At 52.4% G+C, this 25,031-nt stretch carries 25 protein-coding genes; 17 read left to right on the top strand and 8 right to left on the bottom strand.

Annotated features, from left to right (window positions below; genetic code table 11):
* The first annotated feature begins 23 nt into the window (after window positions 1-23).
* The 6 genes from WCT94_RS15250 (at window position 24) to phoU (ending at window position 6,325) form a co-directional block, all read left to right on the top strand.
* Window positions 24-1,451, top strand: a complete 1,428-nt coding sequence (locus WCT94_RS15250) for a DUF4026 domain-containing protein (RefSeq protein ID WP_336870227.1) — start codon at window positions 24-26, stop codon at window positions 1,449-1,451.
* 211 nt (window positions 1,452-1,662) lie between these two features.
* Window positions 1,663-2,703 carry a phosphate ABC transporter substrate-binding protein PstS gene (gene pstS / locus WCT94_RS15245; protein ID WP_225086344.1) on the top strand — a complete coding sequence of 347 codons (1,041 nt, stop codon included), beginning with the start codon at window positions 1,663-1,665 and terminating at the stop codon, window positions 2,701-2,703.
* Window positions 2,704-2,874: 171 nt separating this feature from the next.
* The gene (gene pstC / locus WCT94_RS15240; RefSeq protein ID WP_015842338.1) at window positions 2,875-3,834 is read left to right on the top strand and encodes a phosphate ABC transporter permease PstC; all 960 of its coding nucleotides are present in this window, start codon (window positions 2,875-2,877) and stop codon (window positions 3,832-3,834) included.
* Entirely contained in the window at window positions 3,834-4,721 is an 888-nt protein-coding gene (pstA, locus tag WCT94_RS15235; RefSeq protein WP_319849758.1) for a phosphate ABC transporter permease PstA, read from the top strand. Before pstC ends, pstA begins: the two co-directional genes overlap by 1 nt.
* A gap of 86 nt (window positions 4,722-4,807) precedes the next feature.
* Entirely contained in the window at window positions 4,808-5,581 is a 774-nt protein-coding gene (gene pstB / locus WCT94_RS15230; protein WP_010681437.1) for a phosphate ABC transporter ATP-binding protein PstB, read from the top strand.
* A gap of 12 nt (window positions 5,582-5,593) precedes the next feature.
* The gene (gene phoU, locus WCT94_RS15225) at window positions 5,594-6,325 is read left to right on the top strand and encodes a phosphate signaling complex protein PhoU (RefSeq protein WP_225086345.1); all 732 of its coding nucleotides are present in this window, start codon (window positions 5,594-5,596) and stop codon (window positions 6,323-6,325) included.
* 61 nt (window positions 6,326-6,386) lie between these two features.
* On the opposite strand, the gene WCT94_RS15220 is transcribed toward phoU, so the two are convergent.
* Window positions 6,387-6,953, bottom strand: coding sequence for a helix-turn-helix domain-containing protein (locus WCT94_RS15220; protein WP_336870226.1), 567 nt, complete (start codon window positions 6,951-6,953; stop codon window positions 6,387-6,389).
* Between the two features lie 90 nt (window positions 6,954-7,043).
* Here WCT94_RS15220 and WCT94_RS15215 point away from each other — a divergent pair, with 90 nt between their 5' ends.
* The 5 genes from WCT94_RS15215 to WCT94_RS15195 all read left to right on the top strand — a co-directional run bounded on the left by WCT94_RS15215 (window position 7,044) and on the right by WCT94_RS15195 (window position 11,996).
* Window positions 7,044-8,228, top strand: a complete 1,185-nt coding sequence (locus tag WCT94_RS15215) for a benzoate/H(+) symporter BenE family transporter (RefSeq protein WP_336870225.1) — start codon at window positions 7,044-7,046, stop codon at window positions 8,226-8,228.
* Window positions 8,229-8,471: 243 nt separating this feature from the next.
* On the top strand, window positions 8,472-9,467 hold the full coding sequence (locus tag WCT94_RS15210; RefSeq protein WP_336870224.1) for a VirK/YbjX family protein: 996 nt from the start codon (window positions 8,472-8,474) through the stop codon (window positions 9,465-9,467).
* Window positions 9,468-9,591: 124 nt separating this feature from the next.
* Window positions 9,592-10,428 carry an ABC transporter substrate-binding protein gene (locus WCT94_RS15205; protein ID WP_180779450.1) on the top strand — a complete coding sequence of 279 codons (837 nt, stop codon included), beginning with the start codon at window positions 9,592-9,594 and terminating at the stop codon, window positions 10,426-10,428.
* Between the two features lie 94 nt (window positions 10,429-10,522).
* Window positions 10,523-11,266 carry an amino acid ABC transporter permease gene (locus WCT94_RS15200; protein WP_336870223.1) on the top strand — a complete coding sequence of 248 codons (744 nt, stop codon included), beginning with the start codon at window positions 10,523-10,525 and terminating at the stop codon, window positions 11,264-11,266.
* Between the two features lies 1 nt (window position 11,267).
* Window positions 11,268-11,996 (top strand): amino acid ABC transporter permease, encoded by a 729-nt coding sequence (locus WCT94_RS15195; RefSeq protein WP_336870222.1) that lies wholly within the window; start codon window positions 11,268-11,270, stop codon window positions 11,994-11,996.
* Window positions 11,997-12,253: 257 nt separating this feature from the next.
* Here the strand turns inward: WCT94_RS15195 and yieH are convergent, their stop codons facing one another.
* Window positions 12,254-12,922, bottom strand: a complete 669-nt coding sequence (yieH, locus tag WCT94_RS15190; protein WP_336870221.1) for a 6-phosphogluconate phosphatase — start codon at window positions 12,920-12,922, stop codon at window positions 12,254-12,256.
* A gap of 343 nt (window positions 12,923-13,265) precedes the next feature.
* Between yieH and WCT94_RS15185 the strand changes: the two genes are divergently transcribed.
* Window positions 13,266-14,603, top strand: a complete 1,338-nt coding sequence (locus tag WCT94_RS15185) for an NCS2 family permease (RefSeq protein ID WP_336870220.1) — start codon at window positions 13,266-13,268, stop codon at window positions 14,601-14,603.
* 55 nt (window positions 14,604-14,658) lie between these two features.
* Here WCT94_RS15185 and WCT94_RS15180 read toward each other — a convergent pair whose 3' ends face one another.
* From WCT94_RS15180 to aegA, 3 genes are all read right to left on the bottom strand, one after another.
* The gene (locus WCT94_RS15180; RefSeq protein WP_336870219.1) at window positions 14,659-15,402 is read right to left on the bottom strand and encodes a 4'-phosphopantetheinyl transferase family protein; all 744 of its coding nucleotides are present in this window, start codon (window positions 15,400-15,402) and stop codon (window positions 14,659-14,661) included.
* Window positions 15,403-15,591: 189 nt separating this feature from the next.
* On the bottom strand, window positions 15,592-16,113 hold the full coding sequence (locus WCT94_RS15175) for a 4Fe-4S dicluster domain-containing protein (protein WP_336870218.1): 522 nt from the start codon (window positions 16,111-16,113) through the stop codon (window positions 15,592-15,594).
* The gene (gene aegA, locus WCT94_RS15170; protein ID WP_336870217.1) at window positions 16,110-18,134 is read right to left on the bottom strand and encodes a formate-dependent uric acid utilization protein AegA; all 2,025 of its coding nucleotides are present in this window, start codon (window positions 18,132-18,134) and stop codon (window positions 16,110-16,112) included. The genes WCT94_RS15175 and aegA overlap by 4 nt, the downstream gene beginning before the upstream one ends.
* A 427-nt stretch (window positions 18,135-18,561) precedes the next feature.
* Between aegA and WCT94_RS15165 the strand changes: the two genes are divergently transcribed.
* The 3 genes from WCT94_RS15165 to WCT94_RS15155 are packed head-to-tail and all read left to right on the top strand — an operon-like array spanning window position 18,562 to window position 20,267.
* Window positions 18,562-19,233, top strand: a complete 672-nt coding sequence (locus WCT94_RS15165; protein ID WP_336870216.1) for a CsgG/HfaB family protein — start codon at window positions 18,562-18,564, stop codon at window positions 19,231-19,233.
* Window positions 19,234-19,251: 18 nt separating this feature from the next.
* On the top strand, window positions 19,252-19,611 hold the full coding sequence (locus tag WCT94_RS15160) for a DUF4810 domain-containing protein (protein WP_015842353.1): 360 nt from the start codon (window positions 19,252-19,254) through the stop codon (window positions 19,609-19,611).
* Window positions 19,608-20,267 carry a DUF799 domain-containing protein gene (locus WCT94_RS15155; RefSeq protein WP_336870215.1) on the top strand — a complete coding sequence of 220 codons (660 nt, stop codon included), beginning with the start codon at window positions 19,608-19,610 and terminating at the stop codon, window positions 20,265-20,267. The genes WCT94_RS15160 and WCT94_RS15155 overlap by 4 nt, the downstream gene beginning before the upstream one ends.
* Before the next feature lie 122 nt (window positions 20,268-20,389).
* Here WCT94_RS15155 and WCT94_RS15150 read toward each other — a convergent pair whose 3' ends face one another.
* The gene (locus WCT94_RS15150; protein WP_336870214.1) at window positions 20,390-21,892 is read right to left on the bottom strand and encodes an MFS transporter; all 1,503 of its coding nucleotides are present in this window, start codon (window positions 21,890-21,892) and stop codon (window positions 20,390-20,392) included.
* Between the two features lie 103 nt (window positions 21,893-21,995).
* Between WCT94_RS15150 and WCT94_RS15145 the strand changes: the two genes are divergently transcribed.
* Window positions 21,996-22,547 (top strand): TetR/AcrR family transcriptional regulator, encoded by a 552-nt coding sequence (locus tag WCT94_RS15145; protein WP_336870213.1) that lies wholly within the window; start codon window positions 21,996-21,998, stop codon window positions 22,545-22,547.
* A gap of 67 nt (window positions 22,548-22,614) precedes the next feature.
* Here WCT94_RS15145 and WCT94_RS15140 read toward each other — a convergent pair whose 3' ends face one another.
* Window positions 22,615-23,010 (bottom strand): winged helix-turn-helix transcriptional regulator, encoded by a 396-nt coding sequence (locus WCT94_RS15140; RefSeq protein ID WP_336870212.1) that lies wholly within the window; start codon window positions 23,008-23,010, stop codon window positions 22,615-22,617.
* Between the two features lie 128 nt (window positions 23,011-23,138).
* Between WCT94_RS15140 and WCT94_RS15135 the strand changes: the two genes are divergently transcribed.
* Window positions 23,139-23,990 (top strand): SDR family oxidoreductase, encoded by an 852-nt coding sequence (locus WCT94_RS15135; protein ID WP_336870211.1) that lies wholly within the window; start codon window positions 23,139-23,141, stop codon window positions 23,988-23,990.
* 93 nt (window positions 23,991-24,083) lie between these two features.
* Here WCT94_RS15135 and WCT94_RS15130 read toward each other — a convergent pair whose 3' ends face one another.
* Window positions 24,084-24,968: a LysR substrate-binding domain-containing protein gene (locus tag WCT94_RS15130; RefSeq protein WP_431891895.1), complete on the bottom strand. Its 885-nt coding sequence runs from the start codon at window positions 24,966-24,968 to the stop codon at window positions 24,084-24,086.
* Window positions 24,969-25,031: the final 63 nt, after the last annotated feature.

Genomic DNA, 25,031 nt, shown 5'->3' with positions numbered 1-25,031 from the left:
TTGAATACTGACTCGTTCTTAATATGAATAACAAACAACAATACCTGGATATCGCCGAGGGAAAGGGCGAAAAAGCGCCTTCAACGATGGTGGCTTTTTCCTCACGAGAGATGAACTATCCGCTACTGGAAAGCCTGTTAGAGGCGCAGTCATTCTTTACCGAGGGTGAAATAAGCTATACCGAACAAGGGCAGGGCGGATTCTTTTATACCTGTCGTCATCAGGATAGAGAGCTGACCTTTTATCTTGAGGTATCGGAGCGCGATCCTGAGAATAAAATCACGCCGATACATTCAACTGACCCGATTTCGCCCGAGCTGCTGGCGCAGGCTAATGCGGCAACGCAGGAAGTGATGGTTGAGTGTCTTTTGGGGCCAAATCCGCTGGAAGACTACGTTCATCAGCTTCGTTTATTAAGTGTTGTGGTACCGGATTTGCTCTTGGGGATCGATCTTTCTGCCGCGGGTAACGTATTTACCCGCGAATGGCTGAATTTTCAGCTAGAGGATGATGTCCTGCCGGAAATTGAATCGCTGTATACCATTCATGCCGTGTACGACACCGAGAACGATCCACCAACGACATTCTGGTTTCACACGCATGGTCTGGCGCGATGCGGCCTGACGGAAGCGGAATTAGTCATTCCAGAGACGCTGAGTTCGTATTATGGCATCCCGGATTTATTCAGAAGCTTTGTTAATAATGCCATTCAAAATCAGCGAATTGCCTTTAATGAGCCGATTCTGTGTGGGCAAACGGACAGCGGCTATGAATATCTGGTGGCGTTGCCGTTTGAAGAAGGGCTACGGCATGTGAATCAATCCACGCCGATTGACCAACTACGGCCTCTGGAAGAGATGCGCTACGATCTGGAAGGGACGCCGGAAGGCGTGTTTCTGGGCGATCGCGCCGATCGAGATGATGTGCATCAGGAACCTTCCTGTATGCTGTTTCGTACCAACGAAGAAAACCCGGTACTGCAAACGTTCTTTAAAGGGTTTGATGAGCAGAATGCCATCATGTTCTGGCGTACGAATGCGGAGACGGCAGAAATGTCGCGTAAGGCGCAGCTGCGCTGGCGTTATTTCGTCAATATGTTTAAAAACTACCATGTGAGTGACGAACCGGCTAAGCAGGGATTTTTAGCTAAGCTACTAAAAAAATCACCTAAGCCTGTCGAAAGTGAATGGCGCTTTATGGTGAAATTTGGCATTCCTCATGGCGAAGAGGGAGAAGAGCGTGAGCACATGTGGTTTATACCTGAAAAAATCCACGACACTGTCGTCACGGGAACATTAATCAATCATCCGTTCTACGTTGAGGATATGCAGGAAGGTGGTGTGTATTCCGTTGATATATCACGGGTAACTGACTGGGCGATTTATTATCAGGGCGATAGCTATAAGCCTGATACGATTTACAAACTGCTTAGCCATAGCCAGACTCACTGACTTTGCTTCTTTACCAGTCAGAATGCGTGTTCTGGCTGGTTGTCCCTGGATTTTCCCGCTCACGGCCTCTTTGTCATAAAACTGTCATATTGCGTACATTTTACTGTCACCAAATTGTCCTATTTTTCCTCCTGCGAACTACACTCTGATTTGATAACTCTGATTGATAACGACTCCACGTCGACACGTCGATTATCCCACAGGAGGGATTATGAAACTGATGCGTACCACTCTTGCCAGTGTTGTTGCGGCAACCTTTTCTCTGACGGCATTCTCTGCTTTTGCTGCTGCTAACCTCACCGGTGCCGGTGCGACATTCCCTGCGCCTGTTTATGCCAAATGGGCTGACTCTTATCAAAAAGAAACCGGCAATAAAGTTAACTATCAAGGAATCGGTTCTTCTGGCGGTGTAAAACAGATTATCGCTAAAACGGTAGATTTCGGTGCTTCTGATGCGCCGCTGGCTGACGACAAATTAGCACAGGATGGTTTATTCCAGTTCCCTACCGTTATCGGTGGCGTGGTACTGGCAGTGAACGTTCCTGGTATCAAATCTGGCGAACTGACGCTGGATGGTAAAACACTGGGTGATATCTACCTGGGCAACATCAAAAAATGGAACGACCCAGCGATCACCAAACTGAACCCGAATGCCAAGCTGCCGGATCAGGATATCGCTGTTGTTCGTCGTGCTGACGGTTCTGGTACGTCTTTCGTGTTCACCAGCTATCTGGCGAAAGTGAATGCCGAGTGGAAAGAGAAAGTCGGTTCTGGCTCTACCGTGAACTGGCCAACCGGTCTGGGCGGTAAAGGCAACGATGGTATCGCGGCGTTCGTACAACGTCTGCCTGGTTCTATCGGTTACGTAGAATATGCGTATGCCAAGCAGAACAACCTGGCTTACACCAAACTGATTTCTGCTGATGGCAAGCCAGTTAGCCCGACTGAACAGAGCTTCAGCAACGCGGCTAAAGAGATCGACTGGAGCAAATCTTTTGCTCAGGATCTGACCAACCAGAAAGGCGCGGACGCGTGGCCAATCACTTCAACCACCTTCATCCTGGTTCACACCAAGCAGGATAAACCTGAGCAGGGCGCTGAAGTGTTGAAATTCTTCGACTGGGCGTTCAAGAAAGGCGGCGAGCAGGCTACTGCTCTGGATTACGCCACACTGCCAAAAGAAGTGGTTGAGCAAATCCGTGCTGCTTGGAAAACCCAGGTAAAAGACAGCAACGGTAAAGCGCTGTACTAATTATTGCATCAACAACGTATTGCATCGACAGCCGTCGTGTTGATAACCAGAGCGTGATGAGGTTGTCAGGTTCTGGGAAATACGTAGTGGAATAACAAGTCGTATCGGGGCGGAGAGGTAATCATAACCTCTCTGCCTTTCATATGTAGTTAAAAATGAGAAGAGAGACGTATGGCTGAGTACAAGCCAACTATCAAAGCCCCGGGAAAATATGGCGATATCCTCTTCAGCACGCTGGTAAAACTGGCGGCGCTGGTCACGCTACTGCTCTTGGGAGGCATCATTGTTTCCCTGATTGTGGCGTCTTGGCCTAGCATCGAGAAGTTCGGTTTTGCCTTCTTGTGGACGAAAGAGTGGGATGCGCCCGCAGAGCAGTTTGGTGCACTGGTGCCAATTTACGGTACCGTCGTGACCTCACTGATCGCACTGATTATTGCCATCCCGATTAGCTTCGGGATTGCGTTATTTCTCACCGAACTGGCACCCGCATGGTTGAAGCGCCCGCTTGGCGTGGCGATTGAATTGCTGGCGGCCATACCGAGTATTGTTTATGGCATGTGGGGGCTGTTCATTTTCGCTCCGCTATTTGCCGAATACTTCCAACAGCCGGTAGGCAACGTCCTGTCCGGCATTCCTATTGTTGGCGCACTGTTCTCCGGCCCGGCGTTCGGAATCGGTATTCTGGCCGCTGGCGTCATTCTTGCCATCATGATTATCCCGTACATTGCGGCGGTCATGCGTGATGTGTTTGAGCAAACGCCAGTCATGATGAAAGAGTCCGCCTACGGCATCGGCTGTACGACGTGGGAAGTGATCTGGCGCATTGTGCTGCCTTACACCAAAAACGGCGTGATCGGCGGGGTGATGTTGGGATTAGGGCGCGCCTTGGGGGAAACCATGGCGGTCACCTTTATCATTGGTAACACCTACCAGCTCGACAGCGCATCGCTCTATATGCCGGGCAACAGTATTACTTCTGCGTTGGCGAATGAATTTGCCGAAGCCGAATCGGGTCTGCACACGGCGGCGCTGATGGAGCTGGGTCTGATTCTGTTTGTGATCACCTTTATTGTTCTGGCGTGTTCAAAGCTGATGGTGATGCGTCTGGCAAAAAATGAGGGAGCACGCTAATGGCAACATTAGGCATAGAGCAAGAAGCCGCACTGGCACGCTCGCGGCGTAAAATGCAGGCCTGGCGTCGCCAGAAAAACCGTATTGCGCTGTTCTTATCCATGTCCACGATGGCATTTGGCCTGTTCTGGTTGATCTGGATCCTGTTCTCGACGGTGACTCGAGGCGTAGACGGCATGTCTCTGGCATTGTTTACCGAGATGACGCCGCCGCCGAATACGGCAGGCGGTGGATTGGCGAACGCCATCGTTGGTAGCGGATTGCTGATCCTGTGGGCGACGCTGCTGGGTACGCCGCTGGGGATTATGGCGGGCATCTATCTGGCGGAATACGGTCGTAAATCCTGGATCGCCGAAGTGATTCGTTTCATCAACGATATTCTGCTATCCGCCCCTTCGATTGTGGTTGGCCTGTTTGTCTACACGCTGGTGGTGGCAAAGATGCAGCACTTCTCCGGCTGGGCGGGTGTGATTGCGCTGGCGCTGTTGCAGGTGCCGATTGTGATTCGTACCACCGAGAACATGCTAAAACTGGTGCCGGATAGCCTGCGTGAAGCGGCTTATGCGCTGGGTACGCCGAAATGGAAAATGATTTCTGCGATTACGCTGAAGGCCTCGGTATCGGGCATCATCACCGGGGTGCTGTTGGCTATCGCGCGTATCGCGGGGGAAACCGCGCCGCTGCTGTTTACGTCTCTGTCGAATCAGTTCTGGAGCACGGATCTGATGCATCCGATTGCTAACCTGCCGGTCACCATATTTAAGTTTGCCATGAGCCCGTTTGTGGAGTGGCAACAGCTGGCCTGGGCGGGTGTACTGCTGATTACGCTGTGTGTGCTGCTGCTGAATATTCTGGCGCGCGTTATTTTCTCTGCCAAGAAGCACTAATTCGCTAAGAAATAGTCGTTTTCTGAGAAACATTAAATAAATTCAAGGCGCTGCTAGTCAGCGCCAGGAAAAAGAGAGAAGTCTTGATGAGTATGGCTACTGAGACATCCAACAAAATCCAGGTACGCGATCTGAATTTCTATTACGGAAAATTCCACGCATTGAAAAACATTACGCTGGATATTGCCGCGAATCAGGTTACCGCGTTTATCGGCCCGTCCGGCTGTGGTAAATCCACGCTGCTGCGTACGCTGAACAAAATGTATCAGCTCTACCCTGAGCAGCGCGCCGAAGGCGATATCCTGCTGGATGGCAATAACATCCTGACGGATAAGCAAGATATCGCGCTGCTGCGCGCCAAGGTCGGCATGGTGTTCCAGAAACCGACCCCGTTCCCGATGTCCATTTACGATAACATCGCGTTTGGTGTTCGCCTGTTTGAAAAGCTGTCCCGCGCTGATATGGATGAGCGTGTGCAGTGGGCGCTGACCAAAGCGGCGCTGTGGCAAGAGACGAAAGATAAACTGCACCAGAGCGGCTATAGCCTGTCTGGTGGTCAACAGCAGCGTTTATGTATTGCACGCGGTATTGCGATCCGCCCGGATGTCTTGCTGCTGGATGAGCCCTGTTCTGCGCTCGACCCGATTTCTACCGGCCGCATTGAAGAGCTGATCTCCGAGCTGAAAAAAGACTACACCGTGGTCATTGTGACGCATAACATGCAGCAGGCGGCGCGTTGTTCCGATCATACGGCGTTTATGTATTTGGGTGAGCTGATTGAGTTCAGCGATACTGATACCCTGTTTACTGCTCCACGGCAGAAACAGACTGAAGATTACATCACCGGCCGTTACGGTTGATTAGGAAGCATCATGGATAATCTGAATCTGAACAAACACATTTCCGGTCAGTTTAACGCCGAACTGGAACATATCCGCACGCAGGTCCTGACAATGGGCGGGCTGGTGGAGCAGCAGCTGACTGACGCGATTACCGCGATGCATAATCAGGACGCGGAGCTGGCTCAGCAGGTCATTGAAGGCGATGCCAAAGTTAACATGATGGAAGTGGCGATCGATGAAGCCTGCGTGCGCATTATCGCGAAACGTCAGCCTACCGCGAGCGACTTGCGTTTGGTGATGGCGATCATCAAAACCATCTCTGAACTGGAACGTATCGGTGACGTGGCGGATAAAATCTGTCGCACCGCGCTGGAGAAATTCTCCCATCAGCATCAGCCGCTGCTGGTTAGCCTGGAGTCATTAGGGCGCCACACCGTGCAAATGCTGCATGACGTGCTGGATGCTTTTGCCCGTATGGATCTGGACGAAGCGATTCGTATTTATCGCGAAGACAAGAAAGTGGATAAAGAGTACGAAGGCATTGTGCGTCAACTGATGACTCACATGATGGAAGATTCCCGCACCATCCCAAGCGTACTGACCGCGCTGTTCTGCGCCCGTTCTATCGAGCGTATCGGTGACCGTTGCCAGAACATCTGCGAATTTATCTTCTACTTCGTCAAAGGTCAGGACTTCCGTCACCTGGGTGGCGATGCGCTGGAAAAGCTGCTGGCGCAGAAAGATAAAAAAGCGGAAGAGTAAGCCCGTTCTTACGCTTATCATGCTAACGCCCTGCTTGCAGGGCGTTATTTTTTATCACGATTTAGTTTTTATCAGGATAGTGAATCAGATCGTGGAAGCGCGCAGTGGTATCGGCAGGGTTGTGGTAGCGGTGTTCTCTGTCGGCGGCAAAGCGCAGGGCATCTCCAGCAGATAACAAATGCGTCTGCCCATCAACGGTCATTTCCAGTTGGCCCTCCAGCATAATAATATGCTCGATCACCCCGCTTTCATGCGCCGATGAGGTGCTGCTGGCACCCGCCGCCAGCTCAATAACCAACATATCAAAACGCAGTTTTTCGTCGAAGGGGAAGAGCGGCACAACGTGCATTCCCGCCTCGTTTTCCCTGAATGCCGAACCTGCTCCCGAGCGATACGTCACGTCTTCATCTGTGAGCGTCGGTTCAATAAAGGTAGAGAACGCCACATTCATTCCGGTCGCAATTTTCCACAGGGTGGCGACCGTTGGGCTGGATTCGCCCCGCTCGATCTGACCCAGCATCGCTTTGCTCACGCCGGTTTCTTCTGACGCGCGTGTGAGGCTCCAGCCTTTCTCTTGCCTTAACCTTTTTAAGGTATTGCCAATACGGTGGGTTAGTTCATCAGACATCAATGCGACTCCTGCTTGTGCGTTATAACGCACGCTGCTATGTTAACGCTTTCTGTGCGTTATAGCGCACGATAAGAGTGAAGGTATATCATGCCTGTGTCATTTGCGCTAAAAGATGTCACTTTTTCTGCCTTTATCGCCGGTTTTGTTGCGGTACTGGTGGGCTACACCAGTTCGGCCGCCATCATTTTTCAGGCGGCGGAAGCTGCGGGTGCCAGCGCGGTGCAAATCGGTGGCTGGTTAAGCGTGCTGGGGGTTGCGCAAGGGCTGGCGTCCATTAGCCTGTCGCTCTATTACCGTGCGCCGATACTGGCTGCCTGGTCAACACCGGGAGCGGCGCTGCTGGTTACCAGCCTGCCGGGTACATCGCTCAATGAAGCGATTGGCGTGTTCCTGTTTGCTTCCGCGCTTATCTTTATCTGCGGGATCACCGGTCTTTTTGCCCGCCTGATGAATGTGATTCCACAGGCCATTTCTGCCGCGATGCTGGCGGGGATTTTGCTGCGCTTTGGTGCGGATGCCTTTCTTGCCCTGCAACAGGATTTCTGGCTGGCTTTCACGATGTGCGTGACCTATTTGCTCAGCCGTCGGCTGTTGCCCCGTTTTGCCATTGTGTTAACGCTGTTCGCTGGCCTGTTGCTGGCTTTATGGCGCGGGCAAATTGCGGTCTCTGATTCGCCGCTGGTGTTTGCCGTACCGGCGTTTATTACGCCGCATTTTTCGTGGGCATCGCTGTTGGGCGTCGGTATTCCATTTTTCATTGTCACCATGGCGTCGCAGAACGCACCGGGCGTTGCCACGCTGAAAGCCGCTGGCTATCAGGTTCCCGTGTCACCGCTGATCGCCATTACAGCATTAATCGCGCTGATATTGACGCCGTTCGGTGGCTTTTCCGTTTGTATCGCCGCGATTACTGCCGCGATCTGTATGGGATCGGATGTGCATCCCGATCCGAAAAAACGCTATCTTGCCGCTGTTGCTGCTGGTGGATTTTATCTGCTGGCGGGCGTTTTCGGCGGGTCTATCGGGCAGCTTTTCACGGCGCTGCCGCCGCCGCTGATTCACGCTATCGCCGGTTTGGCGCTGCTTAGCACCATTTCGGGTAGTTTGTATCGCGCTTTACTGGATGAACAACAGCGTGATGCGGCGGTGGTCACTTTCCTGATTACTGCTTCAGGATTAACGCTGTGGGGAATTGGCGCGGCGTTTTGGGGGCTGATTGGGGGGATGATGACCTGGCTGGTGCTGTCTGGGGGAAAAGCGACGCCACGCTGATGGCATCAGGAATACAGGTGAGTCTAATTCTGGCCACTTAAGCCCGTTGTTAGAGAAACCCAGGGGGGCCGCAGGGAGGCCTCGCCTCGTGTATCTCGATGCTTAAACGATCGCCATTAGGCGAGCAGCTATCTTAAATTAATCCTCAACGGATAAGAGAACGCTGCTTTTTAGGCGTCGCGATTTTAGTTTCATTGATGAATGTCCCGCTACGATTTCGTCATCTTAATCATGGTGGCATTCATGGACATTACTTCTACACAATCACTTGGCAGTACGAAAACCCAGTTTCGGGCCGCATTTTCTCTGTTGCTGGCATTGGCAACCGGTAAACACAAGCCGGATCGGCGCTGGGAGAGTCTCCAGTGGCGTATAAAATATACCGCCCGAGTGATGCTTCACCCGCTGCTGACCATGAAATGGCTCAGCTTTATCGTCGATTATCCCGAACAGGATATTTTTCGACGTGACGGAAATCAGCTGTACAGCAAGCTCCAGCGCCCCTACCTGATGGCGTCGCTACCGACACATCAAACCTGTACGGCCTTAATGGATCATTACCGCTTTATTCAAACGTTACCGTTACATCGCCAGCGCTTGTTATATAGCCAGGACGGAGGCGGTAACGTGCTGGCTAGTTTTCAGGGAAAAAGCGGTGAAAATTATACGCTTCGCCTGATGACTAACGATCAAATGTGTAAGGAAGGTGAGCTCTCCCTACAGCTTGAGAACAGCGAGCGCGTGCTGGCACAGATGACGTTTTCCATCCTGCGCATTGAAGGGGAAATGGGCCTGTTTATCGGTGGGATTCAGGGATCGGATGCACAAACGCCGCATCAGGTTATTCAGGGCGCGACGCGAGATTGCCATAGTCTGTTTCCCAAACGCCTTCTTCTGGAAGGCCTGCTTAACCTGGCTCGAGGCCTTAATCTGGCGCACGTTATCGCGGTCAGTAACGAAACGCATATCTATAAACACTGGCGCTATCGCAGTAAGAAACGCCATGTTTTTCTGGCCGACTACAATGCGTTCCTCTTCGCCCACGGCGGTCAACCGCGACCTGATGGCAACATTGCGCTGCCGTTATCCCTGCCGAGAAAGTCTGAACAGGACATTCCCAGCCGCAAACGGGCGGAATACCGCCGCCGCTATGCGCTCTTTGATGAGGTAGCCTGTCAGATTAATGACGTACTCGCCGGAAGTTTGCCGCTTTCCATCAATCTATCCAGCCGTACCTGAATCAGGATAATCTGCCAGAATACCGAAGTAACATAAGGTTATATTATAGCTATTTATGTTATTTCCCGCGTTTTCACCCTGCTGATAGCCTGCTGTTAATACAGCGATAATTAAGGGGCAAGGAATGAAAAAGCAGATTTTGACAGTGACTTTATTGGCCGGGTTGGCTTCCGTTTCTGGTGCTGCACAGGCAGATAAATTAGATGACATTCAAAAGGCGGGCGTGGTGAAAATCGCTGTCTTCGACAGCAACCCGCCGTTTGGCTATGTCGATCCGCAGAGCAAAAAGCTGGTGGGTTATGACGTGGATATCGCCGAGGCGATTGGTAAGGCGCTGGGCGTGAAGGTTGAACTGCGCGCGACGAACCCGGCTAACCGCATTCCGCTGTTAAGCTCGCAGAAAGTCGATCTGATCGCTGCGAACTTCACCATTACCGATGAGCGTGCCAAGCAGGTTAACTTTAGTATTCCTTACTTCGCCACCGGACAAAAATTCATCGCCCGTAAAGGCGTGCTGAAAACGCCGGAAGACATCAAAACGCTGCGTATCGGCGCGGATAAAGGCACCGTGCAGGAAATTACCCTGCGTGAACATTACCCGACTGCCAAAGTGATTTCCTACGACGATACGCCGTTGGCCTTCGCTGCGCTGCGTAACGGTAACGTTCAGGCCATCACGCAGGACGATGCCAAGCTAGTCGGCTTGCTGGCTAATGTGCCAGATGCCCAGAAAGCGGAGTTTGAAATCTCTCCGTTCAGCATCACTAAAGAGTATCAGGGCGTCGGGATTCCGAAGGGCGAAGAGCGCCTGACAGCAAAGATTAACGACACGCTGATTAACCTGGAAAAACAGGGCGAAGCGAAGACGATCTACGATCGCTGGTTTGGGCCAAGCACGAAATCGGCTCAGCCGCGCGGCGACTTCACCTTTGCCCCGTTGGATCAGCAACCTAAATCCTGATAGCTGACATCTTCAGTGCTATGATCTTAGCCCTCTGCATGCAGAGGGCATTTCTATTTGTATCTCGTAATAATGATAAAGAGAGATAAAACGCATGGATACGGCGCTGCAATTGCTTGAGTCGTGGCTGTTGGCTCCTCAATACCTCACCTGGCTGTGGCACGGTTTCCTGATCACGCTGGGCATCTCCCTGAGTACGATCGTCCTGTCTACGGTGCTGGGCTTTTTGTTGGCTGCCGCCAGAGACAGCCAGATTCGGCTGCTGAGCAGCATCGTTGTCGCTTACAGCTCGCTATTCCGTAATACGCCGCTGCTGGTACAGCTGTTTTTCTGGTATTTCGGTGCCGGTCAGCTTTTCCCCTCAGAGATGATGCAATGGCTGAACACTCCGCATGTTATTTCGCTGTTTGGCATGACGTTAGCGTGGCCCTCTTTTGAATTTCTGGCTGGCCTGGCGGGGCTGACGCTCTACTCCAGCGCGTTTATTGCCGAGGAAATTCGCGCCGGTATTCGCGGTGTGGCGCGCGGACAGAAGTACGCGGCGCACGCTCTGGGGTTAACAGGCTGGCAATCCATGCGCTATGTGGTGCTGCCGCAGGCGCTAAAAATCGCCCTGCCGCCGCTGCTGGGGCAATACATGAATATCGTTAAGAACTCATCATTGACGATGGCAATTGGCGTCGCTGAATTGTCCTACGCGTCACGTCAGGTGGAGACGGAAACCTTACGCACCTTTCAGGCATTTGGTGTGGCGACGGTGTTGTACATCGTGATTATTGCCGTGATGGAAGGCTGGGGTATGTGGCGTCAGCAGCGTAGTTTGGCGGAGAGACACTGAGATGGATTTTACCGTTATCACCGATAACCTCGGCTATTTGATGTGGGGTACGTTCCCGGATGGCCCGCTGGGCGGTGCGGCGCTGACGCTGGTGATGAGCCTGCTGGCGGGCGTCGCGTCTGCTGTTCTGGGGACGATTTTGGGCGTGGCGCTGGCGATGTCGCGAGGCGTGTGGAGCGCGCTGCTGGCGATGGTGCTGGGGTTCTTCCGGGCGATTCCCGTCATCATGCTGATTTTCTGGACCTACTTCCTGTTGCCGATCGTTTTTGGCGTCGATATCCCTGAAATCACTACCGTGGTGTGCGCACTGGCGCTGATCGCCTCGGCGTATCTGGCGCACGGCGTGAAGGCGGGCATTGTCGCGATTGGGCGCGGCCAGTGGCAGGCTGGACTCTCGCTGGGATTAAGCCGCTGGCAGGTGCTGTGGCAGATTGTCCTGCCGCAGGCGCTGCGAATGATGGTGCCCTCTTTCATCAACCAGTGGATTTCCCTGATTAAAGACACCTCACTGGCCTACATTGTTGGCGTCGGCGAACTGACGTTTCTCGCTACGCAGGTCAATAACCGCAGCATGGTCTACCCGATGGAAGTTTTCCTGTTTGTCGCGCTGGTCTACTTCGTGTTTTGCCTGTCGCTGGAGCTGCTGGCTAACCGGGTTAATGCCCGTTTTAGCCAGCAGGAAAACCCGCCGAAGCGCCGTCTGCTATGGTGGCGGAATAAGCCAGCCTGAGGATGCCGATCACGTGCGTCGTGCGGTGGTAATGGATAGATCGTAAAGACGCTGTGAATACGTCCATGTACGCTCGACTTGCGCAGATATGAATCTCATCCCTGAGATTCACCCTTTCAGGGCCGTCGCAAGCGACGTTCAAAAGCGCTCCTGACGCTTTTGTCCATGGCGCAAACGCTTTACTCTTCTATTCCATTACCACCGTTTTCGTTCCGTAAATAGATTTGATGGTGGTATGACATAAGTTTGAAATGCGGTTATTGTGCGGTGATATTCCAGCCTTTTTCGCGCCAGATTTGCGGTAGTTCGCGCATGTCGTCGAACATCGTGACCAGCGGATGATGAATCGGCTGGTTGTGGGGATCGGCACAGTAATAGAACACCGGAATACCCGCCGCGATGCCAGCCTGTACGCCAGCGGCGGAATCTTCAACCAGAATGCAGTGCTCGATGGGAAGCTGTAGCTGCTCGGCGGCGTGATACAGCACTGCTGGATCGGGCTTCCACTTTTTCAGATCGTAGCCGCTGTAGAGATGGTCGCCAAACAGATCGAGCATGTGCGTTAGGCCGAGCGAATGCTGCATCTTACTGACCGGGCCGTTAGAAACCACGGCCATCGGAACGGTGATAGATTGCACTAGCTCACGTGCGCCTTCGATAGGTTGCAGGGATTCATCGAACAGCCGTTTCACCTCTTGCCGGAAATGACGCTCCGCGTCTTCTACCGATACGGTTAAGCCATGCTGCTGGCTGATGCGGGCAATAATCTCGTACAGCTTCACGCCCTTGTAGGTTTTTATCACCTCCTCCAGCGATAAGTTCACCCCATACGGGATGAAGATATTCACATAAGCCTGGCAACACAGCACTTCGCTATCAACCAGCGTGCCATCACAGTCGAAGAAGACGCATTCAATACGGGGCATGACCAATCCTTATCGATGAAGTAGTTAAGTATAGCTTTAGGGGAAACACGGTGATGAGGTTCCCGTAGGGACACCTCGCACCGTGGTCGCCCCGGTATCTCGGTTCTTAAACGATCAGAATGAGAAGACGTTCCTTACTTTAACCAATTGACCCGATATTGCGACCTACAAAGCCATTTTTAGCGCTATCTTGCGTAAAATCAGGGGGATTTAACCGAGAGAAAACGATGACGTTAATAGGTTCTTCTTATTCGATGAAAAAAAATGTGGGATCAACGTAAAAACGTAGCGTTTTGTTATAGGATACCCGACGACAGTTATTCCCTTCTTTGGATTGTTACTAATGAATAAATCACAACCCGGTCTTGCTACCGAGCAGGGCCTGCTGGAGCGTGTGTTTAAACTTAAACAACACGGCACGACAGCACGTACGGAAACGATTGCCGGTTTCACGACGTTTTTGACGATGGTCTACATCGTTTTTGTTAACCCGCAGATTCTGGGTGTGGCGGGGATGGATACCAAAGCGGTCTTTGTGACCACCTGTCTGATTGCTGCATTCGGCAGTATTTTGATGGGGTTGCTGGCTAACCTGCCTGTGGCGCTGGCTCCGGCTATGGGGCTGAATGCGTTTTTCGCGTTTGTTGTTGTGGGTGCGATGGGCCTGCCATGGCAGGTTGCGATGGGTGCTATTTTCTGGGGCGCAATCGGTTTCCTGTTGCTAACCATCTTCCAGATTCGCTATTGGATGATCGCCAATATCCCGCTTAGCCTGCGTTTGGGGATCGCCAGCGGTATCGGGCTGTTCATTGCCATGATGGGCCTGAAAAATGCCGGCATTATCGTTCCTAATCCTGAAACACTTGTGACAATTGGCAACCTGACGTCACACAGCGTGCTGCTGGGTGCGCTGGGCTTTTTCATTATTGTGGCGCTGGCTTCACGCAATATTCACGCCGCGGTGCTGATCTCCATCGTCGTGACCACCTCGATTGGCCTGCTGCTGGGTGATGTGAAGTTTGCTGGCGTGTTCTCTATGCCGCCAAGCGTAACGTCTGTGGTCGGTCAGGTTGATCTGGCGGGGGCGCTGAACCTCGGGATGTCCGGCATTATTTTCTCTTTCATGCTGGTTAACCTGTTTGACTCCTCTGGTACGCTGATTGGCGTAACGGATAAAGCCGGCCTGGTCGATGCTCGCGGTAAGTTCCCGCGTATGAAGCAGGCGCTGTATGTTGATAGCGTTAGCTCTGTGGCCGGCTCGTTTATCGGCACTTCCTCCGTTACGGCGTATATTGAAAGCTCCTCTGGCGTGTCCGTCGGTGGGCGTACCGGTCTGACCGCCGTGGTGGTGGGTCTGCTGTTCCTGCTGGTGATCTTCCTGTCACCGCTGGCGGGGATGGTGCCTGCCTATGCGGCTGCGGGCGCACTGATTTACGTGGGCGTTCTGATGACATCCAGCCTGGCGCGTGTGAAGTGGGATGACCTGACGGAAGCCGTTCCGGCCTTTATTACCGCGGTGATGATGCCGTTCAGCTTCTCGATTACCGAAGGGATCGCGCTGGGTTTCATTTCTTACTGTGTGATGAAGTTGGCGACGGGACGCTGGCGTGAAATCAGCCCATGTGTGGTTGTGGTTGCGCTGCTGTTCCTGCTGAAAATCGTGTTTATCGACGCGCATTAATCCGTTCGTGGCTCCGGGGCTTTCCCGGAGCCTCAGCCTGTGTCGCGGTGGCTGGCTACTGTGAGGCGGTAGAGATGGCTTTTTCTATCGTATGGCTGGTTAATTTCATATAGCGCAAAGACTGGCGCTGCTGCTGTAGAATTTCTCCCGATTTTCTCATGCCCGATGCCGATGTATATTTCCACATGATCAATCGGTTAAGTGTAGGGATATGGGCGCAGGCCCAGGCAAGATAATCATCAACATCGCTCATCACTTCTACGGCGGGGGTGCAGGTTGAACGCAGTCTGCCAGAGGCGGGGTGGAGCTTCAGGTTATTGGGAGGATGGCTGTTTACGCCAGGGATTTTCATCAATGACTGGCGAATGGTGCAGAGCTGCGTTGCTGCTTCCAGCGGATCGCGCTGCGCGTCGATCCACGCCTGTTCGGCCTGCGTCTGCGCCTGCATCTGTGGAACAGCCTGATTTGTTGGCCTGACATGAACGATTTCGATATCCATACCCACGTTCCCTTCTTCACTCAGGAGAATAGCGATGGTATTGCCTGCATAGCCGATGCTGAAATTGGGCATGTTGGGATCGGCAAAATAAGGGCGCCCTTCAGGGGACTCCAGCAGTGTGGGTAACAGTGGATAGCCGAAAAAATAGAACATCATCTCTGCCAGCAGCACGCGACTTTTCAGATAACGCTCGCGGCGTTTGGCTGAAAAACCCTGTGTTGATGAGATGAGCCTATCGGGCAGTCTTTGTAAGTCAGGAAGCGCTTCCGTGCTTGTCCACCTGACAAAATGGCAGGTCATTGTTCACTCCGTGATCGTGATAAAAGATGGGAACCTATCCGGCATTACCAATGCATATTATCAGACTAATATGTGATCTAAAGAAAAATCGATGGATAAATCGGCGATAATTATTAATTAGGCACAACGAATTTCCTGCATCGTGTGTTTTGTGGTGTTCCCTCCCTGCCCACCACCTTCCCGTTTGTTTTAATGGCTCGGCCACCCCAGTGCAGAACGCCGCTGTTTTTCCAGCGTCTGCTTGCGTAACTCATCCGCCGTCACTAATCGCAGCGCCGATGTCGGACACACGCTAACGCAGGAAGGGCTCTGGGCAACATCCACGCACAAGTCGCATTTGTGAACCTCGCTTTGGGTGAGATGCGTTTCCCCCTCGTCATTCGACGCTTTTGTCACCACATTAATGGCACCGAAAGGGCAGGCGACCACACAGCTTTTGCAGCCGATGCAGCGGGACTGAATCACCTGAATGCTGTCCCGATCGCGCACCAGCGCGTCATTTGGACACACGCTGGCGCAGGGTGCATTTTCACACTGTCGGCACAGAACGGGTACGCTGACGCTGGCGCTTTTAACGACTTTTAGGCGCGGAAAGAAGTGAGAAGGCTTCAACTGCGCGCTTTGGCCTCCGCTATGGGCGACCGCACAGGCGATTTCACAGGTCCGGCAGCCGATACATTTTTCTGCTTCGGCGATAACAAATTGATTCATGAGCGGAGCTCCTCGCGAGTGGCGTGCGTTTCGGGACGTTGCGGGTGTGCGGGAATAGCACCCGTGACGGCAGTCAGCCCCATTGTCGCAATCATGCCCAATGCGGCTTTGCGCCCGTCGGCAATGGCGGTTACCACCAGATCGGCACCGCGTACGGCATCGCCGCCAGCAAAAATACGCGGATGGTTGGTCTGGCAAGGTATCTGACTATTAAGGGGAGCCGTGATGTAGCCCCAGTTATCCAGACCGATGTCGGCGTCTTCCAGCCACGGCATGCTGTGTGACTGAAAGCCAAATGCGGTTATCACGGCTTCCGCGGGCTGCACGAATTCTGAACCGGGAATCGGGCGCGGACGACGACGGCCGCTGGCGTCAGGTTCGCCCAGTTCGGTGCGAATCAGACTAATGCCGCACACGTCGCCCTGCTCATTGAGGCAGATTTTTTGCGGCTGAACGTTAAACAGGAACTCTACGCCTTCTTCGCGGGAGTTTTTCACCTCTTTTTTTGAGCCGGGCATGTTGGCTTCATCACGGCGGTACGCGCAGGTGACGGAGACCGCCCCCTGCCGAACAGACGTGCGCAGACAGTCCATCGCGGTATCCCCACCGCCGAGCACCACGACGCGTTTGCCCGCCATCGAGATATAAGGTTCATCCTCTAATTCCGGTAGCCCCATGACGTGCTTGGTATTGGCAATCAGGAAAGGGAGCGCATCGAAGACGCCGGGAGCCTCTTCATTATCAATGTTGGCCTTCATGGAGCGGTAGGTGCCTACGCCGAGGAAAACGGTGTCATAGTCATCCAGAAGCTGAGCCAGAGAAATATCTTTCCCCACTTCAGTATTCAGCCGGAATTCGATTCCCATCGCGCTGAACACTTCACGGCGGTGAATCAGCACCTCTTTATCCAGTTTGAACGACGGAATCCCGAATGTGAGCAGTCCACCAATTTCCGGGTGGAGGTCGAATACGACAGCCTGCACGCCGTTGCGCGCCAGCACATCGGCGCAGGCTAACCCTGCCGGGCCAGCACCGACGATCGCCGCGCGTTTGCCGCTGGGAACAACATGCGTCATATCGGGCGACCAGCCCATTTCTATCGCAGTGTCGGTAATGTAGCGCTCAACATTGCCGATGGTAATCGCGCCGTACTCTTTACCCAGCGTACAGGCTCCTTCGCATAGCCGATCCTGCGGGCACACCCGGCCGCAGATTTCTGGCAGGCTGCTGGTTTGGTGCGATAACTCGACGGCTTCAAGAATCCGCCCTTGCTTCGCCAGACTCAGCAGTTCAGGAATATTGTTATGCAGCGGGCAGGTCCACTCGCAGACTGCGCGTTTGCCGCAGGAAAGGCAGCGGTCTGCCTGATCTTCCGTCTGCTGTACGGAGAAGCCATGATAGATTTCATCAAACGTGGAGGTTCTCTGGGTCAGCGGCTTTTTCTCGGCATCCCGGCGCGGCCAGTTTTTCCTTTTACCGAGCGGATTGGTCATCAGCGCTTTCATCACGGGCGTTTCACGCTGCCAGTGGGAGGCCGAACGCAGCGCCATCACCTGCTGTTTTTCCTGGCGGCGGGCTGCTAACGTTTGTTCGCTGACTAACTGCAAGGCTTGCGTCGGGCAGGCTTCTACACACGCTTGCCCTTCGGGACGATCGGCGCAGAGATCGCATTTATGGGCGACGGTGCTATTGTCCACAGGGTTTGTCGCCATGGACATCGCACCGAACGGGCACGCCAGCACACAGCTTTTACAGCCAATGCACTTTTCCTGAACGAGCTGAATGCTATTGTCTTTTCTGATCAAGGCCTGCGTTGGACACACGCTGGCGCAGGGGGCATCCTCACAGTGACGGCATGTCACGGCAGCCCGCAATGTTGGCGTATTGAATGCCTTGATTCTGGGCTGAAACACCGTGGTGCTATCTGGATACTGCTCATCGTTGTGTGAAATGACACAGGCGATTTCGCATGCATGGCACCCCATACAGTCTTGAGTACTGGCAATAACAAATCGGTTCATTACCTTCTCCCACCCTGGATCCCTCGTTCGTGGCCTTTATCCTAATAGCTGGATAGCTCCCTGACCTTGATATAGAGCAGGTAAAAAGTCGGTTAATGTTAAATCTCACTCAGGTTATTAATGAAATTATTGAATCGTTTCAGTAAGTTGTAATGTTATGTGAAAGTAATGGCATGGTTGCATATAACCTTGTTTTTTATCCGGTTTACAGCGATTTATTCCAGGTGAAAATTCTGGTTTTCATGATTTTTGTTAATTTTCTCATGAAATAACTCGTTACTTTTCCTTACGCCCCTCATAATGTCGAACGCTATTTAAACGCAGCAAAACAGTGTTGCAGCTAAATAACGTTTTTACGGCATTTTCATTATGAATCAATAACAGAGCGTTGCTCAGGGTTAATGGATTGTCACTAAGGGATAGTGTTATGAATAAAAAAGTCGTTCTTTGTTCTGTATTCATGTCAGCAGCGTTATTGAGCGGATGTGCTACAGAGTCTTCCCGTACCGTAGAAGCACAAAAAGTCACTTCTTACAGTACGCCTTATCAGGGCGTTCGCAGCCCGATTTCCGTCGGAAAATTTGAAAACCGTTCTAACTACATGAACGGGATTTTTTCCGATGGGGTTGACCGCTTAGGTAATCAATCCAAGACCATTCTTGTGAGCCATCTTCAGCAGAGCGGCCGCTTTAATGTGTTGGATCGCACCAATATGGAAGAGCTGAAAGCAGAAGCGGGTATTAAAGGGCAAACGCAGACGCTGAAAGGCGCTACCTATGTTGTTACCGGTGATGTGACCGAGTTTGGTCGCAAAGAAGTGGGTGACCATCAGCTGTGGGGCATCCTTGGCCGCGGTAAAACACAGGTTGCTTACGCAAAAACCACGTTGAACATCGTGAACGTGCAAACGTCTGAAGTGGTGTATTCCGTACAGGGTGCGGGCGAGTACACCTTGTCCAACCGTGAAATTATCGGTTTCGGCGGTACGGCCAGCTATGACTCGACGCTGAACGGTAAAGTACTGGATTTGGCTATTCGTGAAGCCGTCAATAATTTGGTTGCGGGAATTGAAAGTGGTGCCTGGCGCCCAACGAACTAATGGAATAGGAATATAACCATGTTATCTCATAAGAAAATTGTCCTGCTGCTTGCAGCGACAGTACTGGCTGGCTGTGCGTCCCAGCCAAAAACCATTTACAGCTGGGAAAAATATCAGCCGGCTCTTTACGATTACTATCAACAAGATAAAGTTGGCCCAGAGCAGCAGATTCTTGCTTTGAATGAATCGATCGAAAAAGCCAAAGCCGCCAATAAACCTGTCCCGCCGGGACTCTATGCTCAACTTGGGTTGCTGTATGCCAACACTGGCCGTGATAGCGAAGCTCGCCAACAGTTTGAAACTGAAAAAGCGAAATTCCCTGAATCAGCACCTTTTATGGACTTCCTGTTGAGTAAAAATAAAGGGAGCATTAAATGAATCGTTTCTTAGGATTATGTGGTCTGGTTTTTGCGCTGGTACTGACCGGCTGTGCTAAACCCGTGCCTTATGACTACGCGGCATTTAAGCAGAGCAAGCCTAAGTCCATTCTGGTATTGCCGCCGGTTAACCATTCCCCAGATGTGAAAGCGAGCTATAGCCTGCTTTCTCAGGTCACCTATCCGCTGGCGGAGTCGGGCTATTACGTCTTGCCTGTCGCTGTCGTGGACGAAACGTTCAAACAGAATGGTCTGTCGACCGCGGCGGATATTCATGCACTGAGTACGACGAAGCTGCATCAAATCTTTGGTGCTGATGCTGCGCTGTATTTGGACGTAAAAGAGTACGGCACGTCATACATCGTGATTAATAGCGAAACCCGCGTTTCTGCGGATGCGCGCCTGGTGGATCTGCGTACCGGAAAACTGCTGTGGAGCGGAAGCGCAACGGCGTCCAGCAACGAACAGCAATCAAATTCTAACGGCGGCATCATCGGTATTCTGGTGCAGGCTGCGGTGAATCAAATCGCGGACACGATCTCCGACAAAGGTCATGATGTTGCTGGCGTGACTAGCACGCGCCTGCTGGCGGCGGGTCATCCACGCGGGATGCTGTACGGGCCTCGCTCATTGCAATACGGTAAAGAAACCTACTAAGTTTCTTGGTAGTACATCGTTACCTTGCAGTACGTCGTTATAGTGTAAGACGTCGCTACATCATCAACGCCGTTCGTGATTGAACGGCGTTTTTTATTGTTTTAACTGATGAGTCGGTGGTGCTATACATCAGCGGCCTGATGACGATGCTGTTTATTATGGCGGGTTGTCCAAACGAGGGCCGCGGTCAGCAGCAGGATCAGCGTGGCTGCGGCCAGCACAATGGAAAAACCCGAATCAAAGGCGGAATGTGCCTGTGTGGTAAGAATACGCTGCATATTTTCCGGTAAGGATTCGGCAAAAATTAATGCCTCATCCAGACTGTCATAGGCAGTGTCCGGTGCGGTAAACCCTGCGGGCAGCATAAACGTCGCAGAATACGCGAAAGACAGCAAACTGCCCATCAGCGTCACGCCCGTCGCGCCCCCTAATTCATAGGACACTTCTTCGATTGAGGCCGCCATCCCTGCTTTTGACGCTGGAGCAACCTGCATAATGGTGCTCGATGCGGCCGTCATGGTGGAGCCTACGCCTGCGCCAATAACGGTTAGGCTGATGATTTGTATAAGGGTGGGCGCATTGTGGAGCAGCAGATAGCTTCCCATTCCGAGTCCCGAAATCAACAGTCCAGCGGCTAGCATTGTCCCGCTATTCACGCGCGGCAGTATCTTTCCGGTTAACGGGCCAGAGATAAAGGACGCCAATGACAGAGGCAAAATGAACAGCCCGGCCTGTAGCGGAGACAGTCCAACGACGAGCTGTAGCCGCTGGGTGAAAGCCAGCTCCATACCGATCAATGCAGCGGCCGCTACGATAGCCGCGGCCACGGCTGCGCTGAAAGGCCGCAGGCGGAAGAGAGAGAAATCGACCAGGGGATGCTTGCTGTTACGCTGACGCCGCACAAACAGGGTAATAAACGCCACGCCGATCAGCAGCGCGATTAGCGCATCTTCATAAGACGGAACCCGCTTACCCAGCTCTTTTATGGCATAGGTTACACCAATTAAACCAACCATAATTAATAGGGAACCGATGAAATCCCAGCGGTGGGAGGCGTTGCCCGGCCGGTGTGGAATCACGGTAATTCCCATGATGAGCGCAAGCAAAACGACCGGTACGTTAATGAGGAAAACTGATCCCCACCAGAAGTACTCAAGCAGTATTCCGCCCATGACCGGGCCAAACGCCGCGCCACCGGATGCCACCGCAGCCCAGATACCGATCGCCAGTGCGCGTTCCCGTTCATCAGTAAATGTCAGACGAATAATCGACAGTGTAGCGGGCATCATCATTGCGGCACCGACCGCGAGCAACGCACGAGCAGCGATAAGCATACTGGGTGCGGGAGAATAAGCGGCAAACAGTGACGCTGCACCAAAGACTACCAGCCCGGAAATAAATAGAGGTTTATGGCCCAGCTTATCGCCCAGCGTGCCCATCCCCAGCAGTAAACCGGAGGCAACCAGCGCATAGATATTAACGATCCACAGCTTTTCCGATGCAGTAGCGTGCAGATCGTGAGTCAGTGTCGGGAGTGCGGTGTACAGCACCGTCATGTCGATAACAATCAGGAACAGTGCACTGGAAACAATGGCCAGGATCAGCCATTTCTTTGGTGATTGCATAACAGGATCTCTACCTTGATCTTCCATTTTTCATCTGTTGGATAGCGTTCTGATGATATAGAATTGCTTTTTAAATACAAACGTATTTTAAATCGGGGAAGACATGGGGCGTCATAAGAGCATTAATCGTGCGTGCGTGTTGGATGCGGCGGAGCAGATTGTCCGCACGCAGGGAACGGCTGCGCTGACGATTGATGCGGTTGCTAAAGCTGCGGGTGTGACAAAAGGCGGTATTCAGTCGTGTTTCGGGACGAAGGACGAGTTGATTCACGCGATGTATCAGCGCTGGGAAGATGAGTTTGATGAGATGGCCGCCGTGTGCATCGGTACAGATGATAGTAGGGAAGCCAGAGTGCGTGCGCACGTTGATATCACTTATCGGACGGATGCTGCAGAAGGCGATCGAGCGGCGGGCATGATGGCCTCGTTGTTGAATACGCCTGAGCATCTTGCTAAATCACAGGCGTGGTACGACAGCCAGTTGGCCGGGCTTGACCTGAATTCCCAGGAAGGGCGGGACGCTCGGTTGGCGTTTCTGGCATCCGAAGGGGCATTCCTGCTGCGCTATTTTGGCTTTATGGCGGTCGATGATGAGACCTGGAAAGCCATTTTCTCTGACATTTCCCGCCTGCTGCCCGATCGCGCCCCCTCCTGAGCAGAACCTCTATTCTGGAGACGCAGGGTTTGATTGATGATGGTCTGATGATGTCAGGTTTGGCGGATTATTGCTCGCTGGCCTGCTGTGCCGCCATAATTTCGTCCAGATTCCCTTCTACCCATATCGCCAGCTCTTTTACCCGCACACCAACCTCTTTGCCTAATGGGGTGAGGCTATACTCAACATGTGGCGGGACAACCGGATAGGCCGTTCGCAGGACAAAGCCATCACTTTCCAACCATTGTAGAGTCTGCGCCAGCATGCGCTCGCTCACGCCGCCAATCCGTCGACGCAGTTGACTAAAACGATGCGTATCATCAAGTAATGCAATCAGAATCAGTACGCCCCAACGGCTGGTAACGTGGTTAAGTATCTGGCGAGAGGGACATTTTTCAGCGAAGACATCACCAGTTGGCAGAATGGGCGGCAATAAATCGATAGGCGTTTTAGATTGACTCACTATACTTACCTTTATGTGTGTACTTACTTAAAGTTAGCTTTGCCGATATTATGCCATCCAGTTGTTGTTAACAAAAGACGGTTAACAAAAGATGGTTAATGAAAGACAGTCAATAAAAGGAGCTTGAGATGATTGCTATTACTGGTGCATCTGGCCAACTGGGCCGTTTAGTCATTGCACAACTGTTAGAGAAGGTTCCGGCGGGCGACATCGTGGCGCTGGTGCGTGATGTCAATAAAGTTGCCGATCTGTCTGCAAAAGGCGTACAGGTGAAAGCGGCGGATTATAATCAACCTGAAGCGCTGGCTTCCGCCTTGCAAGGTGTGGATAAAGTGCTGCTGATCTCTTCAAGTGAGGTTGGTCAGCGTGCGGCGCAACACCGCAACGTCATTGAAGCCGCAGTGAAAGCTGGCGTGAAACTGGTGGCGTACACTAGCCTACTGCACGCGGATAAGTCCCCTCTGGCTCTGGCGGAAGAACACCGTCAAACGGAAGCCTTGCTGAAGGACTCTGGTTTACCGCATGTCCTGCTGCGCAACGGCTGGTATACCGAAAACTATGCGGGCAGCATCCCTGCGGCGCTGGAACACGGTGTGTTTATCGGTAGCGCGGGCGAAGGCAAAATTACCTCTGCAACCCGTGAAGACTTTGCCGCCGCTGCGGTCGCGGTACTGACGCAGGAAGGGCAGGCAGGCAAGGTTTATGAACTGGCTGGCGACGAGCCTTACACGCTGGTAGAGCTGGCGGCGGAAGTTAGTAAACAGTCTGGTAAATCTATCGGTTATCAAAACCTGTCTGAAGCGGAGTTCACCGCTGCACTGGTTTCCGCTGGACTGCCCGATGTTTTTGCGCAGATTATTGCGGATTCCGACGTCGGCGCATCCAAAGGTGGGCTGTTCGATGGCGGTAAGCAACTGAGCCGTCTGATTGGTCGCCCAACCACGCCGCTGTCAGCTGTCGTGAAAGCGACGTTGAAATAATACTTAAAAAGTAACGTTTAAAAATCGGCTCAGAGATCATTCTGGGCCGATGGTTTTTAAGTAAATGAGAGTTTATTGCCTGATGTAATTCGCTTATATCCGCAATGTATCTATCACCATTCTCAAGGCTGGTGACACATTACGATGGGGATAATACAGGTGTAATTCGGCGAGACGGTGGCTATAACGTGTCAGTACACGTATAAGCGTGCCACGCACCAGATCTTCTCTTACCAGCTCCTCTGGAACATAGGCCAGCCCTAGTCCCTGTCTTGCCGCTTCGGCTTCCATGTAGCTATCGGAAAACACCCACTGCCCTTGTGGCCTATGTTTTATCTGATTGCCTTCCTGCCATAATTCCCACTGATAAAGACTGCCATCAGCAAACTGATAGGCAATGCAAGGGTGTACCGCTAAATCGGCTGGCGTTTGTGGAAAGCCATAATGGAAAAAGTGGTCTGGTGTTGCGACGACAACCATCTCCATATCAGGCGCAATGCGCACAGCAATCATGCCTTCATCGACTTCTCCACCTAACCGTACGCCCGCATCGAACCGTTCATTGATGATGTCGACAAAGCGACTTTCACTAATGAGTTCCAGCCGAATATCGGGATAACGTTGTCTGAATATCGCCAGTTTGGGCAGCAGCACCTTATCAATCGCGTGCTGGCTGGCGTTAATCCGTACGGTGCCTGAAGGAGTATCACGGAAATGAGCAAGCGTAGTTAGGCCGATATCCAGTGATTGAAAACTGGTTACCGTGGTTCGGTAAAGTTGCTCACCCGCTTGAGTCAGCGACAGCTTGCGAGTGGTCCGCGTCAGGAGTTGCACGCCCAGACGATTTTCCAGATTGCGTATTGTGCGGCTGACACCAGACTGAGCCAAACCAAGCATGCTTGCTGCTTTGGTAAAGCTGCCTTCACGCGCAACCAGCATAAACACGTAGAGATCGTTGTAGTTTTCTCGGCCTGTCATGTTCATCCACACCTATACATTCAGACTGGAATGGTATTGCTTTTGAGCGCTTCACTACAAAGA

It is taken from the genome of Pectobacterium sp. 1950-15 (assembly GCF_037136835.1).
Lineage (GTDB): Bacteria > Pseudomonadota > Gammaproteobacteria > Enterobacterales > Enterobacteriaceae > Pectobacterium.
Note: the sequence above shows the minus strand (reverse complement) of the source record. Positions and strands in the feature narration are given on the sequence as shown.

What these genes read in the sequence shown, in the direction of transcription:
- WCT94_RS15145 (WP_336870213.1), top strand. Translation starts at nt 21,996, where the DNA reads ATGGGGCGTCATAAGAGCATTAATCGTGCGTGCGTGTTGGATGCGGCG.
- pstC (WP_015842338.1), top strand. Translation starts at nt 2,875, where the DNA reads ATGGCTGAGTACAAGCCAACTATCAAAGCCCCGGGAAAATATGGCGAT.
- WCT94_RS15175 (WP_336870218.1), bottom strand. Translation starts at nt 16,113, where the DNA reads ATGAATCAATTTGTTATCGCCGAAGCAGAAAAATGTATCGGCTGCCGG.
- WCT94_RS15250 (WP_336870227.1), top strand. Translation starts at nt 24, where the DNA reads ATGAATAACAAACAACAATACCTGGATATCGCCGAGGGAAAGGGCGAA.
- WCT94_RS15160 (WP_015842353.1), top strand. Translation starts at nt 19,252, where the DNA reads ATGTTATCTCATAAGAAAATTGTCCTGCTGCTTGCAGCGACAGTACTG.
- WCT94_RS15180 (WP_336870219.1), bottom strand. Translation starts at nt 15,402, where the DNA reads ATGACCTGCCATTTTGTCAGGTGGACAAGCACGGAAGCGCTTCCTGAC.
- pstB (WP_010681437.1), top strand. Translation starts at nt 4,808, where the DNA reads ATGAGTATGGCTACTGAGACATCCAACAAAATCCAGGTACGCGATCTG.
- phoU (WP_225086345.1), top strand. Translation starts at nt 5,594, where the DNA reads ATGGATAATCTGAATCTGAACAAACACATTTCCGGTCAGTTTAACGCC.
- WCT94_RS15130 (WP_431891895.1), bottom strand. Translation starts at nt 24,968, where the DNA reads ATGACAGGCCGAGAAAACTACAACGATCTCTACGTGTTTATGCTGGTT.
- pstA (WP_319849758.1), top strand. Translation starts at nt 3,834, where the DNA reads ATGGCAACATTAGGCATAGAGCAAGAAGCCGCACTGGCACGCTCGCGG.
- WCT94_RS15200 (WP_336870223.1), top strand. Translation starts at nt 10,523, where the DNA reads ATGGATACGGCGCTGCAATTGCTTGAGTCGTGGCTGTTGGCTCCTCAA.
- WCT94_RS15220 (WP_336870226.1), bottom strand. Translation starts at nt 6,953, where the DNA reads ATGTCTGATGAACTAACCCACCGTATTGGCAATACCTTAAAAAGGTTA.
- yieH (WP_336870221.1), bottom strand. Translation starts at nt 12,922, where the DNA reads ATGCCCCGTATTGAATGCGTCTTCTTCGACTGTGATGGCACGCTGGTT.
- WCT94_RS15215 (WP_336870225.1), top strand. Translation starts at nt 7,044, where the DNA reads ATGCCTGTGTCATTTGCGCTAAAAGATGTCACTTTTTCTGCCTTTATC.
- WCT94_RS15210 (WP_336870224.1), top strand. Translation starts at nt 8,472, where the DNA reads ATGGACATTACTTCTACACAATCACTTGGCAGTACGAAAACCCAGTTT.
- WCT94_RS15205 (WP_180779450.1), top strand. Translation starts at nt 9,592, where the DNA reads ATGAAAAAGCAGATTTTGACAGTGACTTTATTGGCCGGGTTGGCTTCC.
- WCT94_RS15165 (WP_336870216.1), top strand. Translation starts at nt 18,562, where the DNA reads ATGAATAAAAAAGTCGTTCTTTGTTCTGTATTCATGTCAGCAGCGTTA.
- WCT94_RS15155 (WP_336870215.1), top strand. Translation starts at nt 19,608, where the DNA reads ATGAATCGTTTCTTAGGATTATGTGGTCTGGTTTTTGCGCTGGTACTG.
- WCT94_RS15135 (WP_336870211.1), top strand. Translation starts at nt 23,139, where the DNA reads ATGATTGCTATTACTGGTGCATCTGGCCAACTGGGCCGTTTAGTCATT.
- WCT94_RS15185 (WP_336870220.1), top strand. Translation starts at nt 13,266, where the DNA reads ATGAATAAATCACAACCCGGTCTTGCTACCGAGCAGGGCCTGCTGGAG.
- aegA (WP_336870217.1), bottom strand. Translation starts at nt 18,134, where the DNA reads ATGAACCGATTTGTTATTGCCAGTACTCAAGACTGTATGGGGTGCCAT.
- WCT94_RS15195 (WP_336870222.1), top strand. Translation starts at nt 11,268, where the DNA reads ATGGATTTTACCGTTATCACCGATAACCTCGGCTATTTGATGTGGGGT.
- WCT94_RS15150 (WP_336870214.1), bottom strand. Translation starts at nt 21,892, where the DNA reads ATGCAATCACCAAAGAAATGGCTGATCCTGGCCATTGTTTCCAGTGCA.
- pstS (WP_225086344.1), top strand. Translation starts at nt 1,663, where the DNA reads ATGAAACTGATGCGTACCACTCTTGCCAGTGTTGTTGCGGCAACCTTT.